This is a genomic window from uncultured Desulfobulbus sp., from assembly GCF_963662935.2.
GTDB lineage: Bacteria > Desulfobacterota > Desulfobulbia > Desulfobulbales > Desulfobulbaceae > Desulfobulbus.
Genome location: NZ_CAXXTL010000001.1, coordinates 980470 through 1002305, shown reverse-complemented (window position 1 = coordinate 1002305; position 21836 = coordinate 980470). Strand labels below are relative to the sequence as shown.

General features: G+C 47.6%; 33 protein-coding genes. 17 read left to right on the top strand and 16 right to left on the bottom strand.

Annotation, left to right across the window (positions count from 1 at the left end; genetic code table 11):
• Positions 1 to 53: 53 nt before the first annotated feature.
• From ACHZCX_RS04355 to ACHZCX_RS04310, 10 genes are all read right to left on the bottom strand, one after another.
• Entirely contained in the window at positions 54 to 194 is a 141-nt protein-coding gene (locus tag ACHZCX_RS04355; protein ID WP_319586003.1) for a hypothetical protein, read from the bottom strand.
• The gene (locus ACHZCX_RS04350) at positions 191 to 322 is read right to left on the bottom strand and encodes a hypothetical protein (protein WP_319586002.1); all 132 of its coding nucleotides are present in this window, start codon (positions 320 to 322) and stop codon (positions 191 to 193) included. Before ACHZCX_RS04350 ends, ACHZCX_RS04355 begins: the two co-directional genes overlap by 4 nt.
• Before the next feature lie 117 nt (positions 323 to 439).
• Positions 440 to 874, bottom strand: a complete 435-nt coding sequence (locus tag ACHZCX_RS04345) for a hypothetical protein (RefSeq protein WP_319586001.1) — start codon at positions 872 to 874, stop codon at positions 440 to 442.
• 47 nt (positions 875 to 921) lie between these two features.
• On the bottom strand, positions 922 to 1065 hold the full coding sequence (locus tag ACHZCX_RS04340) for a hypothetical protein (RefSeq protein WP_319586000.1): 144 nt from the start codon (positions 1063 to 1065) through the stop codon (positions 922 to 924).
• Positions 1066 to 1098: 33 nt separating this feature from the next.
• Positions 1099 to 1233 carry a hypothetical protein gene (locus tag ACHZCX_RS04335; RefSeq protein ID WP_319585999.1) on the bottom strand — a complete coding sequence of 45 codons (135 nt, stop codon included), beginning with the start codon at positions 1231 to 1233 and terminating at the stop codon, positions 1099 to 1101.
• A 68-nt stretch (positions 1234 to 1301) separates the two neighbouring features.
• Positions 1302 to 1442: a hypothetical protein gene (locus ACHZCX_RS04330; RefSeq protein ID WP_319585998.1), complete on the bottom strand. Its 141-nt coding sequence runs from the start codon at positions 1440 to 1442 to the stop codon at positions 1302 to 1304.
• A 122-nt stretch (positions 1443 to 1564) separates the two neighbouring features.
• The gene (locus tag ACHZCX_RS04325; protein WP_319585997.1) at positions 1565 to 1864 is read right to left on the bottom strand and encodes a hypothetical protein; all 300 of its coding nucleotides are present in this window, start codon (positions 1862 to 1864) and stop codon (positions 1565 to 1567) included.
• 53 nt (positions 1865 to 1917) lie between these two features.
• Positions 1918 to 2109 (bottom strand): hypothetical protein, encoded by a 192-nt coding sequence (locus ACHZCX_RS04320; RefSeq protein WP_319585996.1) that lies wholly within the window; start codon positions 2107 to 2109, stop codon positions 1918 to 1920.
• Positions 2090 to 2284, bottom strand: a complete 195-nt coding sequence (locus ACHZCX_RS04315; protein WP_319585995.1) for a hypothetical protein — start codon at positions 2282 to 2284, stop codon at positions 2090 to 2092. Before ACHZCX_RS04315 ends, ACHZCX_RS04320 begins: the two co-directional genes overlap by 20 nt.
• A gap of 32 nt (positions 2285 to 2316) precedes the next feature.
• Positions 2317 to 2487, bottom strand: a complete 171-nt coding sequence (locus ACHZCX_RS04310) for a hypothetical protein (RefSeq protein ID WP_319585994.1) — start codon at positions 2485 to 2487, stop codon at positions 2317 to 2319.
• 112 nt (positions 2488 to 2599) lie between these two features.
• Here ACHZCX_RS04310 and ACHZCX_RS04305 point away from each other — a divergent pair, with 112 nt between their 5' ends.
• A complete protein-coding gene (locus ACHZCX_RS04305; protein ID WP_319585993.1) occupies positions 2600 to 3031 on the top strand; it encodes a helix-turn-helix domain-containing protein in 432 nt (143 codons plus the stop codon).
• 447 nt (positions 3032 to 3478) lie between these two features.
• On the opposite strand, the gene ACHZCX_RS04300 is transcribed toward ACHZCX_RS04305, so the two are convergent.
• The gene (locus tag ACHZCX_RS04300) at positions 3479 to 4708 is read right to left on the bottom strand and encodes an ISL3 family transposase (protein WP_319585207.1); all 1230 of its coding nucleotides are present in this window, start codon (positions 4706 to 4708) and stop codon (positions 3479 to 3481) included.
• A gap of 390 nt (positions 4709 to 5098) precedes the next feature.
• On the opposite strand from ACHZCX_RS04300, the gene ACHZCX_RS04295 reads away from it, so the two are divergent.
• From ACHZCX_RS04295 to ACHZCX_RS04275, 5 genes are all read left to right on the top strand, one after another.
• Positions 5099 to 5851: a hypothetical protein gene (locus tag ACHZCX_RS04295; RefSeq protein WP_319585992.1), complete on the top strand. Its 753-nt coding sequence runs from the start codon at positions 5099 to 5101 to the stop codon at positions 5849 to 5851.
• The gene (locus ACHZCX_RS04290) at positions 5844 to 6506 is read left to right on the top strand and encodes a hypothetical protein (protein ID WP_319585991.1); all 663 of its coding nucleotides are present in this window, start codon (positions 5844 to 5846) and stop codon (positions 6504 to 6506) included. The genes ACHZCX_RS04295 and ACHZCX_RS04290 overlap by 8 nt, the downstream gene beginning before the upstream one ends.
• 215 nt (positions 6507 to 6721) lie before the next feature.
• Positions 6722 to 7117 (top strand): hypothetical protein, encoded by a 396-nt coding sequence (locus ACHZCX_RS04285; RefSeq protein ID WP_319585990.1) that lies wholly within the window; start codon positions 6722 to 6724, stop codon positions 7115 to 7117.
• Entirely contained in the window at positions 7053 to 7553 is a 501-nt protein-coding gene (locus tag ACHZCX_RS04280) for a hypothetical protein (RefSeq protein WP_319585989.1), read from the top strand. The genes ACHZCX_RS04285 and ACHZCX_RS04280 overlap by 65 nt, the downstream gene beginning before the upstream one ends.
• Entirely contained in the window at positions 7550 to 7951 is a 402-nt protein-coding gene (locus ACHZCX_RS04275) for a hypothetical protein (RefSeq protein WP_319585988.1), read from the top strand. Before ACHZCX_RS04280 ends, ACHZCX_RS04275 begins: the two co-directional genes overlap by 4 nt.
• Positions 7952 to 8386: 435 nt before the next feature.
• On the opposite strand, the gene ACHZCX_RS04270 is transcribed toward ACHZCX_RS04275, so the two are convergent.
• Complete coding sequence (locus ACHZCX_RS04270) at positions 8387 to 8767, bottom strand: hypothetical protein (RefSeq protein ID WP_319585987.1); 381 nt, start codon at positions 8765 to 8767, stop codon at positions 8387 to 8389.
• Positions 8768 to 9133: 366 nt separating this feature from the next.
• Here ACHZCX_RS04270 and ACHZCX_RS04265 point away from each other — a divergent pair, with 366 nt between their 5' ends.
• The 5 genes from ACHZCX_RS04265 (at position 9134) to ACHZCX_RS04245 (ending at position 11962) form a co-directional block, all read left to right on the top strand.
• Positions 9134 to 9367, top strand: coding sequence for a hypothetical protein (locus ACHZCX_RS04265; RefSeq protein WP_319585986.1), 234 nt, complete (start codon positions 9134 to 9136; stop codon positions 9365 to 9367).
• Entirely contained in the window at positions 9354 to 9611 is a 258-nt protein-coding gene (locus ACHZCX_RS04260) for a type II toxin-antitoxin system RelE/ParE family toxin (RefSeq protein WP_319585985.1), read from the top strand. Before ACHZCX_RS04265 ends, ACHZCX_RS04260 begins: the two co-directional genes overlap by 14 nt.
• Before the next feature lie 128 nt (positions 9612 to 9739).
• A complete protein-coding gene (locus ACHZCX_RS04255; protein WP_319585984.1) occupies positions 9740 to 10165 on the top strand; it encodes a DUF2784 domain-containing protein in 426 nt (141 codons plus the stop codon).
• A 208-nt stretch (positions 10166 to 10373) separates the two neighbouring features.
• Positions 10374 to 10835: a hemerythrin family protein gene (locus ACHZCX_RS04250; protein ID WP_319585983.1), complete on the top strand. Its 462-nt coding sequence runs from the start codon at positions 10374 to 10376 to the stop codon at positions 10833 to 10835.
• 365 nt (positions 10836 to 11200) lie between these two features.
• Positions 11201 to 11962, top strand: coding sequence for a hypothetical protein (locus tag ACHZCX_RS04245; RefSeq protein ID WP_319585982.1), 762 nt, complete (start codon positions 11201 to 11203; stop codon positions 11960 to 11962).
• Between the two features lie 44 nt (positions 11963 to 12006).
• Here ACHZCX_RS04245 and ACHZCX_RS04240 read toward each other — a convergent pair whose 3' ends face one another.
• The 4 genes from ACHZCX_RS04240 to ACHZCX_RS04225 form a co-directional block, all read right to left on the bottom strand.
• Complete coding sequence (locus ACHZCX_RS04240) at positions 12007 to 13047, bottom strand: IS481 family transposase (RefSeq protein WP_319585981.1); 1041 nt, start codon at positions 13045 to 13047, stop codon at positions 12007 to 12009.
• Between the two features lie 444 nt (positions 13048 to 13491).
• A complete protein-coding gene (locus ACHZCX_RS04235; protein WP_319585980.1) occupies positions 13492 to 13743 on the bottom strand; it encodes a hypothetical protein in 252 nt (83 codons plus the stop codon).
• A gap of 252 nt (positions 13744 to 13995) precedes the next feature.
• A complete protein-coding gene (locus tag ACHZCX_RS04230) occupies positions 13996 to 14295 on the bottom strand; it encodes a hypothetical protein (RefSeq protein ID WP_319585979.1) in 300 nt (99 codons plus the stop codon).
• A gap of 598 nt (positions 14296 to 14893) precedes the next feature.
• Positions 14894 to 16041 (bottom strand): IS3 family transposase gene (locus ACHZCX_RS04225; protein WP_319585211.1). Its coding sequence is split into 2 segments (ribosomal slippage): positions 14894 to 15783 and positions 15783 to 16041, totalling 1149 coding nucleotides; the frame shifts between segments, so codons are not numbered across the junction.
• 499 nt (positions 16042 to 16540) lie between these two features.
• Between ACHZCX_RS04225 and ACHZCX_RS04220 the strand changes: the two genes are divergently transcribed.
• The 6 genes from ACHZCX_RS04220 to ACHZCX_RS04195 are packed head-to-tail and all read left to right on the top strand — an operon-like array spanning position 16541 to position 21829.
• Positions 16541 to 18625, top strand: coding sequence for a molybdopterin-dependent oxidoreductase (locus ACHZCX_RS04220; protein ID WP_319585978.1), 2085 nt, complete (start codon positions 16541 to 16543; stop codon positions 18623 to 18625).
• Between the two features lie 16 nt (positions 18626 to 18641).
• The gene (locus ACHZCX_RS04215; protein ID WP_319585977.1) at positions 18642 to 19145 is read left to right on the top strand and encodes a 4Fe-4S dicluster domain-containing protein; all 504 of its coding nucleotides are present in this window, start codon (positions 18642 to 18644) and stop codon (positions 19143 to 19145) included.
• Between the two features lie 14 nt (positions 19146 to 19159).
• Complete coding sequence (locus ACHZCX_RS04210; RefSeq protein ID WP_319585976.1) at positions 19160 to 19528, top strand: NADH-quinone oxidoreductase subunit A; 369 nt, start codon at positions 19160 to 19162, stop codon at positions 19526 to 19528.
• A gap of 11 nt (positions 19529 to 19539) precedes the next feature.
• On the top strand, positions 19540 to 20037 hold the full coding sequence (locus ACHZCX_RS04205) for an NADH-quinone oxidoreductase subunit B family protein (RefSeq protein WP_319586060.1): 498 nt from the start codon (positions 19540 to 19542) through the stop codon (positions 20035 to 20037).
• A complete protein-coding gene (locus ACHZCX_RS04200) occupies positions 20019 to 20606 on the top strand; it encodes an NADH-quinone oxidoreductase subunit C (RefSeq protein ID WP_319585975.1) in 588 nt (195 codons plus the stop codon). Before ACHZCX_RS04205 ends, ACHZCX_RS04200 begins: the two co-directional genes overlap by 19 nt.
• Positions 20603 to 21829: an NADH-quinone oxidoreductase subunit D gene (locus ACHZCX_RS04195; RefSeq protein WP_319585974.1), complete on the top strand. Its 1227-nt coding sequence runs from the start codon at positions 20603 to 20605 to the stop codon at positions 21827 to 21829. The genes ACHZCX_RS04200 and ACHZCX_RS04195 overlap by 4 nt, the downstream gene beginning before the upstream one ends.
• Positions 21830 to 21836: the final 7 nt, after the last annotated feature.

The following is a 21836-nucleotide window of genomic DNA, read 5'->3' as shown; positions in this document are numbered from 1 at the left end:
AAAGGCGATCAGTAAGGCCCAGCGCCGGATCAGGGGGAAAGACGGAATCTGGTTCATTGTGGTGCCTTCTTGAGCATTCGGTTGATCAGGAAGCCGCAGGCAATCAGCAAGGCGATCCCGGCAAAGGGTGCGGCCAGTTGCAACAACTCGGAGAACAGGGCAGCGGCATCAAAGCCTTCAGGCAGCTGGATCATTGGTCCCACCTCGTATGCGCGGCAATCACAAAGGCGATGGCGCAGAGCGCCCCCAGGCCAAACGACATGATATCCCCGAGCTGCAGGGTGATATTCTCCAGGATGGTGGTGAGTTCGGCGGCGGTCATCCCAGGTTCCCCACGCCGCGAATAAGCGAAAACACGTAGCTAACCACGAGGCCAGCGATCCAGCCGATCAGCACCAGGCCAAGCCCCATACCGTAGGCGGTAAGATTAAGTGTCATGTCAGCGCCTCATGGCGTTATCAAGTTCCTGGTAACGATCCTCGGACAGTTCCACCCCGTCCCGTTCCCAGGTGTTTTGTTTCTGGTCATAGATGGAGATTTCGCTTTCCGGCAGGCTGTCCGCGCCGCGATAGGCCAGATCAAGCTCATACTGGCGCAAAGGTGAGATTTCGATATCCTGGCGTTCGGATACGGGGCTGTTGTAGACAGTCGGAGCGGCGGGCAGAGATTTGAACCGGATATCGTGGTAGATTTCCCGAGCCCGTTGAGAGGAAGCCACCGGAGAAAGCAAGACATCCTTGAGCAGATCCAAGGCCATGAGGATGAACGAGCAGACCACCATGCCGAGAAACAAGGTCTGCAGATCCGTGATCAAGCCGCCCGTCAAGCGACCGACAGCTTCAATCAGATAGGACATGGGATCGACTTGCGGCATGGTTTTAGTCCAGGAAAATGGGGAGGGGAAACCCCTCCCCGGGTTGATCAGGCGCCTTTACCAGCGTGCATGGTGCGCTTCACATAGGCATAGCCGAGGAAGAGCAGGCCGATGCCGATAAAGCCGATCAGCAGGGTGGAAACGTTGGTGGTAACTCCGGTGATGTTGACTGCGTCGAAAAGTGCTTGCATGGTTTTCTCCTTATGCTTGCGGTTTGACCTTGTTTAGCGGATGACCCTCATCAGCATGGCAAGGCCGAAAATGATAAGCGCAAGGCCAAGAATACCGCCTACCGAGACGAGCATATCTGCCCTTACACCATCAAAAAATGTGGAACTGATAATCGGTGTCCAAGTCATTATCAGTGCCTCCCAAGGGGTGATTGACAACAAGAGCGAGCACCCCAAAACCCGCTCATTTTTTGTATTCAGTCGCTCAGTACGGGGAACAGGTAATTGCCGATCTCTTGGGCCTGCTCCCTGGTGATTATTCCGGCAGCGACGCACCGGCACAGGCGCTCCCCTCTTTCGCTATACGTCAGGGAAAAAGAGGTGCTTGGTTCATCCATCTGCCCGGAGGCTCCGCAATGAGCGGCGGGGCAATGGCCTTCCATGGAGTTCCGCCCGGCACCGGCAGACGCCGGAAGCCGGTCGGCTCTCCATGGGTTCGAACATTGGGCACGTCTGGTCATCAGACCGCCCACAGGTAATGGGGATAGTGCCAGCGGCCTTTGTTATCCTTCCACGGGCGGCACTGGACCTCGACTTCAATGGACAGATCCTCGTTCGGCATCCCGAGTTTGGACTTAGACATGATGCAGTATTTGATCGGATGGGAATGAGGGTCCGGGGCCGGAGTGGTGAAGATGGTTTCGATGATCGGGAAATTATCCTTATCGGTGCCCACCTGTTGTGACTCCTTGATACGGCCCGAGAGCCAGAGGGTTCCTGGTTTTGCGGTATTTTTGTCGGCTGTTTTTTCTGGTGACATGGTTTGTTTCTCCTTCTTTTTCTTTGGATTTTGGTGAGTTGTTCGTTTATACCTTAGTGGACTGTGGCACTTTCTCGCCGGGGTTCATGTCGTTGCAGTTTGATGCTGCAGAAGCAGGTCCAGCACTGGAGATAGGTCTCGTGTTCGCCTTCCGGTGTTTGGGTAATCGTGACTTCGAATGGCCTGCCGCAGGTGCTGCACAGCATGTCGGAGATGTCACCGAGTTCAGGGCCGCTTGTTTTCATGGTTGCGCAGTCGGATGGTGAGGTTGCGGTCAGTGGCGCGGAATTTGGATTCAATCATGGTGTATTCTGGCGAGGCGAGGAGTCGTTCGGCTGTCAGTTCAACGTTGTTGTAGCCCTTGGAATTGGATGTCTCTTGAAGGTGCAGAGATGTGGGTGCTAGGGGTTCGTAGCTCATGCCTTTTCCTGGTATGCCGGTGATTGCGATGATCATTTTGAGTCCATGCGTTTGAGCATTCGTTCGAATTGTTCGTTGAGCTTGGGAAAGAGTTGCAAGTGCAACCCTAGGTAAATCCTGAACAGGCAGGCATAGATAAGCAGGCCAAGACCAAGGAAGACGATGAAGAGGCCGAAAAGGGTTAGGCAGTCGTTTGGGGTCATTGGGTGTCTTGGTTTTGGTTCGCGTTGAATAATCTTATGGTGTAATCAGGTGATTGAATTTTCCATCATTTGAATCTTTATATGTTGAATATTCCCATCGGTCAAGGAAAAAATGATGAATAAATCCATCAGCCCGGTTTTTGATGCAATTTTCGACAGAATAAAGAGTGAAACTAGCGTTGGAAGCTTGCGTCAACTAGCTAAAATCATTAAAAAAGATCAATCGACAATTAGCGCGGCAAAAGCAAAAGATAATTTCCCGGCAAACTGGGCATATGAAATCGAGAAGAACTTCGGATTATTAACAAGATGGGTTATGACGGGAGAAGGACCGAAAAGAATAAACGAAGGGGCTGAAATCAACCCTCTGCTTGTCGAAGTAAATGAATGGCTAAACGAAGAAGAGAAGCACAAGAGTGCTGATTTTAGGGTTTTATTTCAGCAGCAAATGATAAGGGCGTTCTTCGATTATGAGGAATGGAAAATAAGAAAAGAAACCGGGTTGGATAGTGGCGAGCATTTTCCATCATCCAAAGTAGCATAGATGCAAATAAGAACAAATAAATAGTAAGTTACATCTATAATTACGATGAGGAAGTAAAGTATTATGGGAAATTTCTATGGCCCGAAATACGGAAAAAGAGCTTACCAGAATATAAAATAGAAATACAATTTTGATCTTTTGAAAAAATGGGCCACTATCATAATGTGCGCGTCAGCTCTCGCTGGATCAACAATCCTCTTGAGGCAAGAGGCAAGAGGCAATCAAGCACGAACAGATAAAAACTGCTCAACTGGAAGCGGTAACAGCAAACAAAAAATATCTCGAAAGAAGACTAGTGTCCTGTGCGGTTAATTTCGTCATGCAATAAATGAAGTTTTCGGGCCAAATTGTCGCAATTCACCCGAGTGATTCTGAATATATAACCTCAGGGGGCGCTTGGAAATTAAAGGACACGATTAACCAAAAGGGACACTAAAAACTGGTTCCTCACATGAAACGGTGCATGAGCGGTATGGCCGGTAAGTTGCCCATACAGTGGTAGAGGTTGCAGATAAAGAGGTCAGCTGTTCTGAACCCATAGGCCTTGTGGCTGACGACTTTGGCTTTATTGTTGAGCCCTTCGACAGTGCCGTTGCTGATGGGCATGTGGAACCAGGTCAGGATGTTTTCTTCATGGCGTCGGACCATCCAGGCAAACTCGCGTAAGGGTTCCAGGCGAGAATGCGTTGCCCACCAAAACCACTGCTTCAAGTGCTTCCTGGCCCAGGTTTTTGTCTTATAGGACCATAAATCTCGAAAGCGCTCTTTGAGGAGATAGGCCCTGTTGATCTTCAGATTCATATGCTCAAGGCTGCTGAGTCTGATCCTTTGCTTCGGCGTAAGGTTCCAAGGATTCTTAAGCCAGATATACCGGCTGTCCTTCATGAGCTCCTTGTGTTCCTTTCCTTTTTCTCGGATCTCATCTCGCCGGACTTGATCAACCGCTTCCATCAGGTGGCGAACGATATGAAATTTATCAAAAACAAGAGTTGCCTGCGGAGCACATTCCTTGATCACCTCGACATAGGGCTTCCACATATCGCAACAGATGCCCTGGAGTTTGTTTGTCCGCTCTGGCCCGAGGTAGTTGAAAAAGCTGCGCAAGGTATCTTTGGTTCTTTCAACCCCGCTCCAGATCAAGGTTTTTGAGCGGAGATCGTACACATTGGTGAGGTAGACATGACCTTTTTTCCGCGAAATCTCATCAATACCAATATGCGTAATGCCGCTGAGATCGCGATGCTCCATGCCATATTTCACTACGCTTTTGACTGCTGTGGCAACCGTACCCCAGGCACAACTGAACAGTTTGGCGACAGAGTACCAGGGCAGCATCTCGGCCCACTTGGCCAGGTAGCAACTGTAGGCAAGAGTAAAGCGTTGCTTGCCCGTCACCCAGGGAAGTTTCTCCGTGCGGACGCCTCCACATCGAGAACAAGACACCCGACGAGGTACATATTTGACCCAGACAGGTATATTCCACAGAGGCACGTGGCGAAAGAATCGCACCTCTCGCCGATCCCGGTAGACGGCAGGATGTCCGCATGACCCGCATCGCACCCTGTGGCGGGCATCAGGACGAATTTCAGCGATTATTCCATCGGAGTCTTTGGTGACCGTATGTACTCGAAAACCTTGCAAATCAACCGTCTGTTTGATTATCTGTTCAACAAGCATGAGTTCCTCTGTAGATAGATTATTGGCTGGCCGGCCTTTATCTACCTAAAAGAACTCATGCTTTTAAATTTGTTAAGCTGTTTTACGCACCGTTTCGTGCGGGGAACCTAAAAACTAACAAGAAGGAAACGATAGCCGGAGTAAATAGCTCTAATTTTGATAGTTTTATGAAAAAATTTAATAATAATTTATGATACTGCCAAGTTAGTTGAACAATTCTAAGGCAGTTAGCGCCATCAGCTTCTTTAAAATTAAGCGAAGGAAGAAAAAAATAAAATGTCTTACGTGATGATTCATTTTGATGGCGATATTGTAGTCAATCATCAAATTTCTCTAAGAACTCTAGGGAAAACGCTAACGCATTTGCAAAATTGCTTTGATCGAGCATGTTTGGAAAAAAGAAGAGGAGCTCTCTGGAAATATGCAAAAATGCCTCAAATATTTTATCCAGACGTTGAGCTCCTTGTACAGAGCTCAAGGGAAGGCGGATATATCCTTGAGTTTATAGCTAACAATCCATTTACAAAATCAATAACTGATCGAGTATCTGAAGCTATATCGACAGCCGTTGGGCAATCTTTAGAAGAAGGACTATTTGAAAGTACAAGATTGGAAGACTCTTTAGTTAGGAGGATTGAGCAGGTAAGAGCCGGGCAATTTCAACCCTCTGATTTCGAACATATGCTTGATGAGCCAGATGCAAACGTTATTAGAACGTATGGAGACAGGGCAATAGTGAGAGAGGTTGATCAAATTTTGGCCATAATTCGATCAAAAAGCGCAGGAAACAGTTTCTTTGAGTTGCTCTTAACAGGTGAGACAAGCAAGCGTTATAATTTTAATAAATTTGAAGCAAAAAGATTTCACTCTGCGGTATCAAAAAAATCATTAGGTCATCCGGTCATATATACAGCAGAAGTAATATCTCTAGATAAGAACAATTTAAACGGTAAAATTAAAAATACATCGACAAATCATACTTCTAATATTAAATTTATAAATAAAAATGAATTAAATAAAGCTATACCATATTTCGAAGATGATGAAATAATGCATTTTATAGGGTGCCCATTTATTGAATATGGCGCTTTCGACCCAAAAGCTGGGGATATCTATTTTATAGATATGGTTAACAATGGATGAAATCACAAAAACATTACAGGAAAAATATATTAATGATATAACATCAAAATTTCCAATATATAAAATATTTATATTTTTATTGTTCATACTTTCAACTTACTCGTATTCTTTAAACACAAATGATAATAGATTGTTGGTTGGAATTTCAAAAATAAAGATTAATTATATTTTTGATTTTGATTCTGGATTATTTTCAGAAATATCAGTGATGGATTTTTTTGCTTGCATTGCATTCGTTTTTATCAATAACTATATTTATTTAAAAATAAAAGGATATTTATTTAAAATTTTCACAAAAAAATTAGATTTCAACAGTATTGTAAAAGAAAAATACGAAAGAATTAATATAATTAAATCAGAAGATAATAGTTTAAATTTTTTTATATCAAAGGATATATCTGTTGAATTGAGTGGGCATCGTGAAAAGATTAAATCTTTTCACATGATTTCTGAAATTCTACTTTCTTTTGCTATTTGTTTATTATGGGGAATTCATGATTTTATAATAATCGAGTATATTGTTTTATTAATATTGATTATGTTGATAATGTGCGCAAATTTCATTTCTTTCAAGTATTATTTATCTAAATTTATACCTTATTATGTCACCGAAAGAGCCCTTTTGGGAGCTGTTGCTAATTTCGGAGATGATTAAAAATCATAAACAAACACAAATTTTTTTTAAACACTTCCAAAAAATTTATTCCATGAATCGCTCTACTGGCAATCGTTGAACTCCATCGGCGACGGCCTCTTTATGGTCCTTTTTTTGATTGGAAAAACGGGAGGGGCGTGGCGTAGTACATTTAAAAGATTGTGAAAACATGGGGAGATATTAACATTTCAGTGAAAAAAATATAATGGTGAATTATGCCTATATTTAGTGAAATTAAATCATTAATTGAATTATTAGAACGAGCAAAACAATGGCCTGCTGTAGGAAATATTATAAATAGAATAATTAAAAATAATAATAGGATTTTAGTGATTGGACCAGGAGGAGTGGGAAAAACTACACTAGGAGTAATTCTCAATGGGAAAAGTAAATCAATACTAGACACACATTCTGTGTATACAGAAAGTTTAGATTCGGAAATATTAAATATGTGCGATATCAAAATAAAAACTCATTTGGATATCGTACCTGGACAAGATCACAGACTTGATTCAATGTGGAAAAAAATTGGTCGAGATATAGAAGATGGATATTATAATGGTATTATATATGTTTGTTCTTACGGGTACCAATTCAATTGGAGAGTTTGATTATAGATTGACATCTGATTATCTAGATGGAGATTCAAAAGAAGAATTTTTAAAAAAATATTTAATAACAAGAAGAAATGTAGAAATTGAATTATTTAAAAAAGTATCAGAATCAATAAAAATTGATAATAAGCCAATATGGTTATTAAATTTTATTGGAAAACAAGATTTGTGGAATTTTGATTGTAGTAATGTTGAAAAGCACTATACCACAGGTATCTATAAAGAAGTTATTGATGATATAAAATCTAAAAAAAACCAATATAATTTCAGATTCGAAAATGTATTTGGGTGCCTTACAATAGGGGTATTCTCAACTTCTCGCGGAGAAACACTTTGTTGTAATTGTCCCGGATACGGAAACAATGAAAAAGCCATATCCCTGAAAAGATTAATTGCCACAACAACTGCACTATTAACTTGGAACAAAAGATGAATGATTTTGAAAATAATAACTTCAAGCAAAAGAGTGATATCCAGCGAATGCTATCTCTTCTCAAAGAGTACAAGATAGAGTTGCTGAGAATGCGAAATGAATATATTTCAATATGCAATAACCTTTGCTTTGAAGATAAATCTAGTATTTTTATTAAGCAATATAAAAATGAAAAGCTGGAAAAGATAGATTACAATTTGCTCAAAAAACAAAAGAAATATTTTCATAATGAATTTCATAATTTTGAAAATTCAATACAAAAGCTGATACGATCAGCATCACAATATATTGACCATGGAAATGTTTCTTTTATGAATGAAATAGAACTTCAACTAAGATTGGCAGATATAGAAAAGGAATTGCACCATATAAACATACTAATAGAAAATAATTATTAATAAACAATTGGGAGAAACGGGGACGGTATATATAATGGGTCACCGATGGTATTCAAACACATAGCTCTTTGGTTCGTGTCTTGCTCGCGAGAAGCTCCAATAACACTGCGTGAACGCGTTCAACTTCCACCGATTCCGGGGGCCTCGTTGGGGGCTTTTCGCATTCCCTTAAGGTTGTTTTGGTTGTTTTAAAAACAACAACATATTGAAAAAACTAACAAAGTATCACCGTTAACCGGCCTGTTACGCCGAAGGTCGCGAGTTCGTGTCTTGTCGGCTCCGCCAGCGCGTAGGCTTTGCGAACCCCAGTAAAATTAGCAACAAAGCCTAACTTAATGTTCCAATGGAGCTTCGCTACGCCCGCTGAACTTTGCGTTAGTCTGCGCTGACACTCCCTGAGACTTTCGCTTTCTCTGGAATCTTATGTCTTCGTCATTACACCTGCAGCTTCTCAAGTGGTCCGTCGTTAGTCTGCTTGCCGCGATGGTCGTGGGCGGAGTGGCGCTCATCCACTTCGGTCCAGTACACGGTTACGCGATCAACTGTGACAAAGCGCTGCAAATTACCTGTATACTCCAGAGGGACACATCTCAGGGGCCCCAGTCCTGGCGGGTTCCGCTGGGAACCAGTGCCACAGCAGCGGTGCAGGTCAAAACCTATCGGCGCAGTCGCCCTCGGGTGTTCCTCTATCTGACCTCGGGCGACCAATCGGTGTTTGCTGCCGAGTTCGAAGACGGCGATGCGGTGGCACATGCCCACGTGACCGCAGCCCAGCTCAATCAGGTGTTTTCCTCGTCCACTCCGGCGTCCTGCCACATTGAGGTTCGTCCTCCCTCGTATATGAGGCCACTAATCTGGGGCGGCTTTGGTTTTTTCGTATTATTGGTACTATTCATCTATCGCGAGCTGTTCAAGCCGGAGACGTAAGCCGCCGGTTTTGAATATAATTCGGTGCATGGTTTTGCCAACCGGAACCATCCGTTGTCCGCCCCTCGCTCTGAGTGAGAAACGGGGACAGTATCTGTAATGGGTCACCGATAGTATTCTAAAGCATAGCTTTAACTCGTGTCGTGTACGCGAGAAGCTCAGAGGTGGACGCGGATTCAACTCCCGCTCTAAGTGTGGCGACTGGATCTTGACGTTATGACGTTATAGCGTTAATGTTACTTTGGAGGTGACACTATGGAATCCACACAAAAAAGAGCCACAATTTATCTCGACCCAATGTTGCATAAGGCATTGAAGCTAAAATCAATAGAAACTTCGAAATCGATTTCCGCCTTGGTGAACCAGGCTGTTAGAGATGCGCTTGCAGAAGATGCGGCTGATATAGCCGCCTATGAAGAACGGATTGACGAACCGATGATCAGTTTTTCGGAAATGGTAAAAAGGCTCCAACAAGATGGCAGGATTTGAAATCCTTTTCAAGGAGTCGGTTTACAAGGAATTAAAAAGCATTCCAAAAACCGACCTAAAGAAAATCCTGTCAAAGATTGAGTTGCTTGCAAACGATCCGCGCCCTACCGGTAGTCAAAAACTTACCGGATTAGAACTGTATCGTGTCCGGCAAGGACAATATCGAATTGTCTATTCGATCCACGACAACGAACTCCTTATCCACATCGTGAAAGTCGGACACAGAAAAGATGTTTACCGCTAAGCGAATCCTGAGCGAAAGAACCGTATCGAAACGGTATCACATAGTTATTATTTTTTCTTAGATAACAATAAGATATACATTTAATCGCGGATTCGAATCCCGATGCCGGGGAGAAACGGCGACAGTATATGAAATGGGAAACGCCATTGCCATATCAAGCCCTCGCAGACACGATCTTACTTCTCCACTTCGTAGTCGTCTTGTTCGTGGTCCTGGGTCTCCCGGTGATTCTTCTTGGCAGCAGGGCTGGCTGGTCTTGGGTCAATAACCCGTGGTGGCGGGTCGCCCACTTGGCAGCTATCGGCGTCGTGATCTTGCAGGCCTGGATGGGGCAGTACTGCGCGCTCACTGAGCTTGAGTCCTCGTTGCGGGAGCAGGCGGGCCAATTCGGTTACAAACGCAGCTTCATTGAGCACTGGGTCCAGCGAGTTCTGTACTTCGAGGCACCTGTTTGGGTTTTCTCCATGGCCTATACATGCTTCGGGCTGCTTGTGGCTTGGGCTTGGTGGCGGTTCCCGCCGAAGCTAGGCAATGGCAAGAAAAGCGACACCTAACCCCTCATTCATGGGATGGTGACAGTATACTTCGCCAATAAGACTGATTTTCTGGTGGCGGAATTGGTGGGAGTTTGTCCTCCTTTAAAACGAATTTTTGACGACTACCGCAAAAGGTGTGTTGTGACTTCAGTAATATCGAGCTAGTTCCCCCGGTGAGCCTTGGGAGCAGGATGTCTTGTTAAAGATTATTAATTAAGGGGGTAGCGTGTCAAAACATCTTGGAGAATGGAAGGAATGCTATGAACTCGGAATCGAAGACATTGACTTGCAACATCACTTCTTTTTTAACTTAATCAACCGACTAGCCAACGAGTTGCTTCAAGCGAAGGATGTTCAATTTAGGATGGATTTGATCAACGAGCTGAATGCCTACGCAAAATTTCATTTTATAAGCGAAGAAAATATGATGCGAAAATATGAATATCCCGACTTCTTACATCATAGAAATTTGCATATTGAATTGATCGGACAACTTTCAACCAAGGAAAACATGCTAATCCTTGTCGATGAAAATGCTGAGGCTGACGCAGTCATTCTCTTCCTTGGAGAATGGTTCCAAGATCACACAAGAAATATTGACAGAAAATTTGCTGATTATCTTCTGGAGATGGAAACAGCAGACTGCATGCAGCAACCTAAAGAAAAATCGATAACGACAGAAAATTAAACCGACCTTCGCGGCGGTGTACCGTAAATGTAGCGGTCCCCCCAGGAGACTTGAACTACTTGGAAATATAGGAACAGTTTACGGAACTGAGCCCCACTTTTAAGAAACGAGGGGGATAGGGACAAGGTTCTGTTTCTTGAGTGGTGAGAAACGCTGACAGTATATGCAATGGGTCACCAATGGTATTCTAAAGTATAGCTTTAGCTTGTGTCTTGTACACGAGAAGCTCCAATGACACAGTGTGAACGCGGGTTCACGGCTTTTTATTTCATATGGTTAATTGTCAATGATAAAACTGTAGAAGTGGTTTATTCCCGGAAAATCCTTGAGGAGCATTTTTATCAGTTTTATTCTGGAGCAATGCTATGACATCACAAAAACGTATAGATGCAATGGTTTGGCTACTGTCAAAAGTTGGTAAAGAACAGATAACATCTCTTATGCCGGAATTCGTATCGCTAACAGGCCTTACTCACAAAAGATTGATGGATAGTTGGCAAGCGCATCTTGAAGGGAATCCTAGTTTTCTTTCTTGCTGCAATGCGTTCGTTATTCAGTATTGCCATGGAATTAATTTGCCAGACAAGTATGTGAATTTCGATACATCAGTCATTAAAAGCCTACTAGTAGCGGATCGTAAAGAACACGCCTGGGTTGCTTCAGGTGAGGGAATGCCAGATAGCGGAGATATTTGCATTTGGAAAGGTACACATATGGGTATCTGCACGCAAGCCATGAAGGCTCTGGACCCTAATGATTACAAGGAGGGACAATGGTATACAATAGAAGGAGGGCAAACTAACCAGGTATTAGTGACACCAACACCATTGAAAGATGGGAAGAAATTTCCAACAATTGACAGAGATAAGTCATTCGACAGTATCAAAAGGAAGAAGTATCAAAATTTTCCGGCTGACTCGTTACAAGGGTGGATCGATATCGACAAATATTTCTATGGATCTACCGGGAATCCGGATTTCAAACCCGAAGCCGAGGCCAGAAACCGCCAGTGGATTAACAGAGACGGTAATGTGGCCCACCCAGGTGCCCCGGATGGGTCGGGGGGGCTGGGATATTTCCGTGCCAACGGGACATTACCCGAAGATCCTTTTAATTGTAGTAGTTAGGACTTAATCTGACAGTTGCCAGTTTTTTATTGGTGTCTGTCAGGTCAAATTTGATTCAATTTTTTATCCTGCCAAAATTTTATTCCATCCTCAAGTGTTTCCAGTGGAGTCCGCCCACAGCACATTTTCCCCTGATGGGTTCTTTGGGTGTTGTAGCGGCCCAGCCATTCATCGAGATCTTTTTGAAGTTCCTCTATTGTAGCATAGAGTTTTTTGCGAAAAGTCACCTGGTAGAATTCATTGAGGATGGTTTTATGGAACCGCTCGCAGATTCCGTTGGTTTGCGGTGACCGGGCCTTGGTCTTTGTGTGCTCGATATCGTTCACGGCCAGATAGAGCTGATAATCGTGCGTCTCCACCTTGCCGCAGTATTCCGTTCCCCGATCCGTCATGATCCGCAACATTGGTAGCTGATGTTCTTCAAAGAATGGCAGCACCCTGTCGTTGAGCAGATCAGCGGCGGTAATCGGTGTTTTGGTGGTATAGAGCTTGGCGAACGCCACCTTGGAATAGGTATCGACAAAGGTCTGCTGGTAAATTCGACCCACACCTTTGAGCGTGCCGACATAAAAGGTGTCCTGGGAGCCCAGATAGCCGGGATGTGCAGTTTCAATTTCGCCAGAGGCAAGGTCATCATCCTTTTTCTTCTCAAGCGCCTGCACCTGTGCCTCGGTGAGGATCAAACCCTCCTTCGCCACCTTGCTCTCCAGTGCTCGCAAGCGATCCTTGAACCGCCCCAGTTGATGACGCAGCCAGACACAACGCACCCCGCTTGGAGAGATGAATATACCCTGCTTGCGCAGTTCATTGCTGGCCCGCACCTGGCCATAAGCAGGTTGTTCGACTGCATAGGCAATCACAGCCGCTTCCGTCATCTCCTCGACACGGTTTTTGATGTTGGGCTTGCGACGGCTTTTATCGATCAGCGCTTCGATGCCACCGTTACCAACAGCCGCCTTGTAACGGTAGAAGGTATCTCGGGAAAGACCCATGATCTTGCAGGCCCTCGAGACATTAGAGAGTTCTTCCGCCAGATTGAGCAATCCAATCTTGTGTTTTACGATTCGTTCGTTACCATGCAGCATGAGGGTTGCCTCCATTTGTTTTGATGGTTGGTTCGCACCATTATCAAAACTGGTAACCCTCATTTTTTCAAGTGAGGTGTCAGGTCAAGTCGAAACTATTTCATTTTAATCGAGGACAATTACCGCATCCACAGTCACCTGAGGGGCGGTTCGTCGATCCACTAAAAGTATCGCAGTTTAAAAAAGACTACGATATGAGCTAAATGTTTAGGGATTCTAAATTCTATAGGAATCTTTCTCGTGTTATCAATGTGTCGAAGATGTAGTTTGAAACTAGACAAGTCCTCGAAACTTGCTCCTTATATTTAAAATATGCCCCCTGGCACAGGATGTTGATTCTTGTTTGCTGTCCGATTTTGCATAAAAAAAGGGGCGAAATAATCGCCCCCTTCTCAGCCTAATTTCTTTGCTCGAAATTAATTTCGAACCTAAGAATTCAGAAATTTATTTTTTCTGCATCGCGCGCCATTCTTCAATAACAGCCTTACAAGCCGGGGTTGCTTTCTCGAAATTTTCCGGTTTGCTGACGCAGCCTCTTCTTCCTCCTCCACCAGCGACAACATTACCACATGCACCATCGGGGGCAATCATGGCAGCACATTCTTTTTCAAAATTAGCCTTGTTGGATGCATCATCTGCGGCATAAGCGCTAAAACTTAACAGCAACGACGAAATCAAAATTAATACGATTCTCATAGGCGCCTCCTCATTTGAAATTGTCTTGAGAGCAGAGCTGTCGCTCCGACAGCTATCAATTATTTTGTACATAATGATCAAAATAATTTCAACGAAAATTTCAACTATACGGAGAAAAAGTGGCCGGATTACCTTTTGAAGGTATCCCGGATGTAAACAATTGAATGGGGAGGGGATACGCGGTTTCAATTCCAGGTATCAAAAAGCTGCCCTGAAGTTGAATTTGTCTGTCACTTGACCACCGGCAGAAAATTATTCACCACATTTTACCACATAATTTTTCCAGTTATCCTTGATCCATTGAATCGTATCTTTCTGATTTTTGATTTCTTTGGGTAGTTGATCGCGCATCATTTGTTCTACTTTATTTCCAAAGCAATCGACTCCATAGGCCAAGTGATCTGTTAGAAAATTTACGATGTAAAGGACTTCAAGGCCCTCTTTTCTGTTAAATTCAGTATCATCCGGCATTCCTGAGATCTTTGGATCATTTTTTTCATACTGAGACCAATTATATTCATAATTTAGACCGTCCTTTGTAAATGTATCCATATAGACACCTCTTGTAGTAGTCACGGAACAAATGGAATGTCGCCTTCATACCTATTGATTTTTCAAGCGTAAGGAAGTTAACTCTTTTTTATATTACTAATCATTTTAATGAGAATGGCTATCGGAGAATAGGTGAAGGTTTTAATTTTGGAAATATCCCGCATTGATCCCGGACACCTGGAAAAATAATGTACCATCTAAGGGTATCCGAATCTCTAGGGAAGGGGGCTTACAGGGGGGCTTTTTCTAATTGTGAGGAGTCTTTTTGAATGTCCCCAGTGATTCAATAGCTTGAATTTTCATTATAGTTTTGCATATCAACCGGCCTGTCACGCCGGAGGTCGCGAGTTCGAGTCTCGTCGGCTCCGCCAGTATAAACGGGTAATTGGAGAAATTCAGTTACCCGTTTTTTTTGTCCGGAGGGTTTTTATAAAGACAAGTATATCGACGGGAGGTGCATTGTTTTTGAGATATCTACCCTTCTATTTTAGCCTGACGACTCCTTGGTCATCCGGTCGATGACTGAGGTGGTCGGGGTTTGTGAGACATCCTGAGGTGTGAAATAAGCAATGTTGCTTTTATTATACAGTTACAGGCCTCAGGCTGCCTTGCTCAATTGTTCGATTCGTTTTGAATAAGCCTCATTTGGAGTCTGCTTGTCAAGTGACGAATGTTTTCTTTTCTCATTATACCAGCCGAACCAGGAAGTCAGATCCTTGACAAGCTCAGTTCCCGTTTCGTATGACTTCAGGTAGATCCTTTCGTATTTCAGGGTGCGCCAAAGTCGCTCGATAAAGATATTGTCCTTGAATCGTCCTTTGCCGTCCATGCTGATTTTGACGTTCCAGGCCTTGAGGACTGAGGTGAACGCTTCGCTGGTGAATTGGCACCCCTGATCAGTATTGAATATCTCAGGAGCGCCATATTTAAAGAGAGCCTCTTTCAAAGCCTCAACGCAAAATCTGGTGTCCAGAGTGTTGGATAGTCGCCAGGCGAGAACCTTTCTGGTGGCCCAATCCATGATCGCGATCAGGTACATGAAACCCCGAGCCATAGGGATGTAGGTGATGTCAGTCGCCCACACCTGATCGGGCCTGTCAATGGTCACTCCCCGGAGCAGATAGGGATAGACCGGATGCTTCGGCTGTCGCCTGCTGGTGCCCGGCTTGGGAGCTAAAGACTCGATGCCCATGACCCGCATTAAGCGACGGACACGACCTCTTCCCACCACGAGTTCGGGAGTTGTGAGGTGATCAGCAAAGGAACGGCTCCCCATCCAGGGGTGCTCAATATAGAGTTTGTCTATCCGGGCCATCAGTTCCAAATCACCAACACGTAGACCGAAGCCAAGGCCGCGGTAATAGTTGGAACGAGGCAGTCCGAAAAGCTGGCAGCAACGCTGAACAGAAACTTCAGGATGTCCCATAGCGATCACCTGTTGTTTCTGCGCCCGGCCAAGTTCAGACCGGGCAGATTGGCTAAAAAATCGTTCTCAACCTTGAGCTTGCCGATCTGACGGTGGAGCTCGGCCACTTCGGCCTCATGGTTGACTTCTTTCTTCTTGCCCTTGCCAAAAAGCTCAGAAGCGTTCTTGGTCAGATCCTGCTTCCAGCGGGTGATCTGGGTCGGGTGAACCCGGTACTCAGTAGCCAGTTCAGCCAGAGTCTTGGACTCCGACAGTGCGGCCAGGGCTACTGTGGCCTTAAATTCTGCGCTGTGACGTGGACGATGAGGTGGGTTTGACATTGAACTTCTCCTTGCAAAATAGGTTGGTTCATTGCTTATACACCTGTCTCAATAATCGGCACCTCTTCAGACTCGGGGACCTCGGGGCTGACCTGGCACAGAATTTTTCTGTGCCTTGGGAACATATTTGATACCTGAAAGTTGCCCCTGATAATCAATTGGATTTATCATTTGTTGATGCAAAATAGATTTTCTTTTTGACTTCGAATTTTGTAGATATACCAATCACTTTTAAAGTTTTGTTCCGTATAGCGGCGGGTTTGCATCCAATCGTTGATTGGAGAGCGTGGAAACAGTGCAATATTCCGTTTCTCCGTTTAAATAGAAAGAAGGTGGAAAAGGTAATTTCCCTGAAAAGGGTATCAGGAGCTGAGGGCTGCTACAATTGACCTTCGGGACTTGTATGAATTATATCATTCGAATTTATTAAAGTGGGTGGGGGCTGTCGGGGCGGATTTCGGCAGGCTGAGGTGCGGTATCCAAGTTGAGGAAAGAAACGATGAAAGAGACCAAATACAGCATCTGCGGGATGTGCGCCGTGCGCTGTCCGATATCGGTGCAGGTGGAAGACGGCAAGCCTATTTGGATTGAAGGTAATAGCCATGATGGCGGCATGGGACGCAGTCTCTGCGCCAAAGGCGGCGCCGCCTTTGCTCAGCGTCTGGACAAGCAACGCCCCACGGCACCGCTCCTTCGCATGGGACTGAGGGGAGAAGGGCAGTGGCGGGAAGCCTCCTGGGAAGAAGCCTATGAGTACATCACCTCCCGCCTCAATACCATCATCACTGAGCATGGCGGTCGATCCATCATGTTTTCCGATCGCGGCGGCCCTTTTGCCGACCTGCGTCAGGCCTTTGTCAAGTCCCTGGGTTCGCCCAACTACATCAACCACGACTGTACCTGCGGCCGGAACGTGCATCACGCATCCAAGTCAGTGTACGGCCTGGGCCGCAAGGATTTTTCCTACGATTACGAGAATGCCAGCCACATCGTCCTGTTTGGCCGGAACATCACCGAGTCCCTCAAGGTTAAGGAAGTGAAAAACTTCCTCAAGGGCATCAAGAACGGAGCTCGTGTCACCTATGTCGACCCGCGCGCTTCGGTGACTGCTGGTAAGGCCAGTCGCTACTGGCAAATCAAACCGGGAACCGACTATGCCCTGCTGTTGGGCATTGCCCACTGCCTTGTTTACAACAATTATTATGACATTGATTTCGCTGAAAAATATATCAACGGGCTCTCCGAATTCAAAACCTTCCTCGGACCCTACACCCCCGAGTGGGCAGCGGCTGAAACCGGAATCAGTGCCGACGAAATCGAGACCTTTTGCCGGGAACTCAATCAGGACCGGCCCAAGGTGATCATTCATCCCGGCTGGATGCTGGCCCGGTACCGCGATTCCTTTCATGCTTCTCGGATGATCCATATTCTCAATGCGCTCCTGGGCAATATCGAGCAACCTGGCGGGCTTTTCTATCCCAAGGGACCCAAGGATGCAGGCAAATCAGGGTTGAAAAGTCTGGCAGCCCTTGTCCCTGCGGTCAATGAGGAGCGGGCGGACGGCTGCGGCACCCGTTATCCCCAGTGGGACAAGGGAGCGGGTATGCTCCAGACTGCCTACGAGGCGATCGATTCCGGCAGCCCTTATCCGGTCAAAGCCTATTTTGTCCACCGTCACAACCCCTTCATCGCCCTGCCCGACACCAATGAGCAGCGGCGGATCCTCGACAAGCTCGACCTGATCGTGGCCGTCGACGTCAATTTCAGTGAAACCGCCTGGTTTGCCGATGTCATCCTGCCGGAAAATACCTTTGTCGAGCGCGATGATATCCTGCGCACCGAAAAGGGGCTTAAACCCGGATTCGGCCGGCGGCAGCAGTGTGTTAAACCCATAAACAACACCAAGGCCGGTTGGGAGATCTACATCGACCTGGCCAAACGGATGGGCAAGGGGGACTGCTTTCCTTTCAATTCCATTGAGGATATCTGGCAGTACCAGTTGCAGGACACCGGCCTGTCGGTCACCGATTTCGATGCCAAGGGGTTTGTCAAGCTGAGCAGCCAGGCCATCTGGTATGATCGGGACAAGCTCAAATTCGGCACTGAATCGGGAAAAATCGAGATCATCAACCAGAAATGGGAGGCCATGGGCATCCCTTCCTTACCGCCTTACGAGGCCCCGGAACAACCGCCGGAAGGCAGTTTCCGCCTGCTGTTTGGCCGGAACGGCTATCAGGCCCACGGTCAGCATCAAAACAATCCGATCCTCTGCGAACTGCTTGATGTCAACAAACTGTGGATCAACACCGCAGCTGCCAAAAAGCTGGGCATCAAGGACGGTGACCAGGTGCTGGTGACCGCTGGTGAAGAGCAGGGGAAGATTGCCGCCTATGTCACCGACCTGATTCATCCCGAGGCGGTCTTTATGCTCCATGGTTTTGGCACCGACGTACCTGCCAAGAAACGATCCTTTGGCAAGGGGCTTGCCGATCAGATGTACATGCAGGGCAAGCTCAAGGAGTGGGACAAGGCCGGAGGCGGCCTCAATCTCGCGGAAAGTTTTGTCACCGTTACCCCGGTTTAAGCGCAGGAGAGCTAAAATGAGCAAATATATCATTACCCAGGACGTGGCCGACTGTATTGGCTGCCGGGCCTGCGAGGTCCACTGCAAGGACAAGAACAACAGCGGTCCTGGCGCCTTCTACTGCCGGATGATCGAGGTGACCTCGACCGAAAGCCCGTTGCCGCGGATCGATTTTGTCTATCTCTCCTGCTTCCACTGTGAAAAGGCCTGGTGCGTCGATGCCTGCCCCACCGGGGCCATGCGCCGTCGCGACAAGGACGGCATCGTCTATGTCGAGGCCAAATCCTGCGTCGGCTGCAAGGCCTGCATCACCGCCTGCCCCTGGACCGTACCCCAGTGGAACCCGGAAACCGGCAAGGTGGAAAAGTGCGACCTGTGCAAGGACCGGATCGATGAGGGGTTGGAGCCGGCCTGCGTCACCAAATGCACCACCGGCTGCCTGAGTTTTACCACCCCGGCTGAGGCCTCGCAAACAGCCCGGCAGACCTATGCCGAGCAGTTGTTGCAGAATCGGCGCTGAGCGGAGTACGGATCATGGACGCCATCCCCAGGGAATATCTCGGCATTCTGCTGCTCCTGATTTTCGGTGTTCTTTTCGGAGTGCTAACCCTTTTCCTGGGGCGGTTTTTCCGATTGAGCCGGCCCTACCCGGAGAAGCTGATCGCCTACGAATCGGGCAATGAACCGACCGAAGCGCCGCGAATGCGCTTTTCAGTTAAATTCTACCTGATCGCCATCCTTTTTGTAGTCTTCGACGTTGAGGCCATCTACCTCTACCCTTGGGCCGTCAGTTACGACCGGTTGGGCCTTTTTGCCTTGGTAGAGATGCTGCTGTTCATCGCACTGCTTCTGGTCGGTTACATCTACGCCTGGAAAAAGGGGGTCCTGCAATGGGAGAAATAAGCGATCCATCCATGGTCAAACTGGAAGAGGGGGTGCGGTATATCCCCGGTGCCAACGCTATCCTGGGGCCGCTCAATAAACTGGTCAACTGGGGCCGGGCCGGTTCGATCTGGCCGGTGACCTTTGGTTTGGCCTGCTGTGCCATCGAGATGATGGATGCCGGTGCCTCGACCAACGACCTTGACCGGTTCGGCATTCTTTTTCGCGCCAGTCCCCGGCAGGCCGATTGCATGATCGTGGCCGGTACCTTGACCAAGAAGATGGCGCCGGTGCTGCGCCGGGTCTACGACCAAATGCCCGAACCCCGCTATGTCATGGCCATGGGCAGTTGTGCCTGCAGTGGCGGCGTCTTTGAAACCTACGCAGTGACCCAGGGAGTCGATCTGATTATCCCGGTGGATGTCTATGTTCCCGGCTGTCCGCCCCGGCCCGAAGCCCTGATGGAAGGCTTTCTTAAATTGCAGGAAAAGATTCTCAAGGAGCAGTTCCGATGGAGTCAATGGCGATAGCCGACCGGCTGCGGGCCGAATTTCCCGGCGAAATTTTACACAGCTATTCGAACCAGGGCCAGACCGCTGTCGTTATCCGGTCCAGCCGGATTGTCGATATCCTCCGCTGGCTGCGCGACACCGATGATCTGCGGATGAACCATCTGCGCTCACTCTGCGGAGTGGATAATGTCCGGCGCAAGGACCCCGGTTTGTCGCGGTTCGAGGTGGTGTATAACCTCTACTCCATTTCCCATCGTCATGAAATTCGTCTCCGCGCTGAGATTGGCGACAAGGACCCGGCCATTGATTCGGTGGTCGGCCTCTGGGTCGGGGCCGATTGGCTGGAGCGGGAAACCTTTGACCTGATGGGCATCCGCTTCAATGGCCACCCCAATCTTCAGCGAGTGCTCCTGCCCGAGGACTGGGTGGGGCATCCCCTGCGCAAGGATTACCCGCTCAAAGGTAAGGAAGAGTGGGCCGGTATGACCGAACTGCTGGAAAAGGTCAAGGAACTGGATCAGTTCGGCTTTGATCCGGCAGGGCACGCCCATGGCCAAATCGAACCCAATGAGGAGGATGAGCCATGACCTCGCCGATCAAGCAAACCCTTGAAGTTCCGGTGGCCGACGGCGAGGGCGAACGCTATTCCCTGCGCATGGGGCCGCAGCATCCGGCCACCCACGGTGTGCTCAGGGTCGATCTCGAACTGGATGGCGAAACTATCATCGAGTGTACCCCTCAGGTCGGCTATCTCCATCGCGGTTTTGAAAAGCTGGCGGAAAACCGCACCTATGCCCAGGCCCTGATCCTTACTGACCGGCTCGATTACATCGCGGCCATGGCCAACAACGTCGGCTACTGTTTGGCGGTGGAAAAACTGCTCGGCATCTCGGTGCCGCTGCGGGCCCAGTACATCCGGACCATGGTTTGCGAGATGTCGCGCCTCTGCTCGCACCTGTTGTGGCTGGCCACCCACGCCCTGGACATCGGCGCCATGACGGTTTTTTTGTATTGCTTCCGCGAACGCGAGATCCTGCTTGATCTGTTCGAGGAGCTGTGCGGCGCCCGCCTGACCTTCTCCTACCCTAGGATCGGTGGCATCCGTCAGGATGTCACCTCGTATTTCGTGAATGAATTGCAGCGGTTCCTCGACATCTTTCCCTCGAAAGTCGAAGAGTATGAAACCCTAATCGACACCAACCGTATCTGGCTGAAGCGGACGGTCGGCGTCGGCAAGCTCAGCGGCGAAGAAGCCCTGGCCCTTGGCCTCACCGGCGCCTGTTTGCGCGGCTCGGGCGTCGACTACGACCTGCGCAAACACCAACCCTATGATGCTTACGATCAGGTGGAGTTCGAGGTGCCGCTGGGCAGCGATGGCGACATCTACGCCCGCTACCGCTGCCGCATGGAAGAGATGCACCAGTCGGTGCGCATCATCCAGCAGTGCATCGATCAACTGCCTCCCGGCCCGATCATTGGCCCGAATGCCCCGGATCTGGTCATGCCCAATAAGGTTCCGGCCCGAATCGAGGCCGACAGCAGCGCCTACGGCACCGGTCTCATCCGCTTAATCCGCGACCGCACCCCTTATTTGACCGGTGACATTTATGTGGCCACTGAGGTCCCCAAGGGCGAGCTGGGTTTTTATTTCATTTCCGACGGCAACAACCGGCCCTACCGGATGCACATCCGTTCACCTTCATTTATTCATATTGGGGCCTTGGCAGCGATAGCCAAGGGCGAATTAATTGCCGATCTGATCGCCAATATCGGCAGCCTGGACGTGGTTCTGGGCGAATCCGACCGGTAATTTTTCC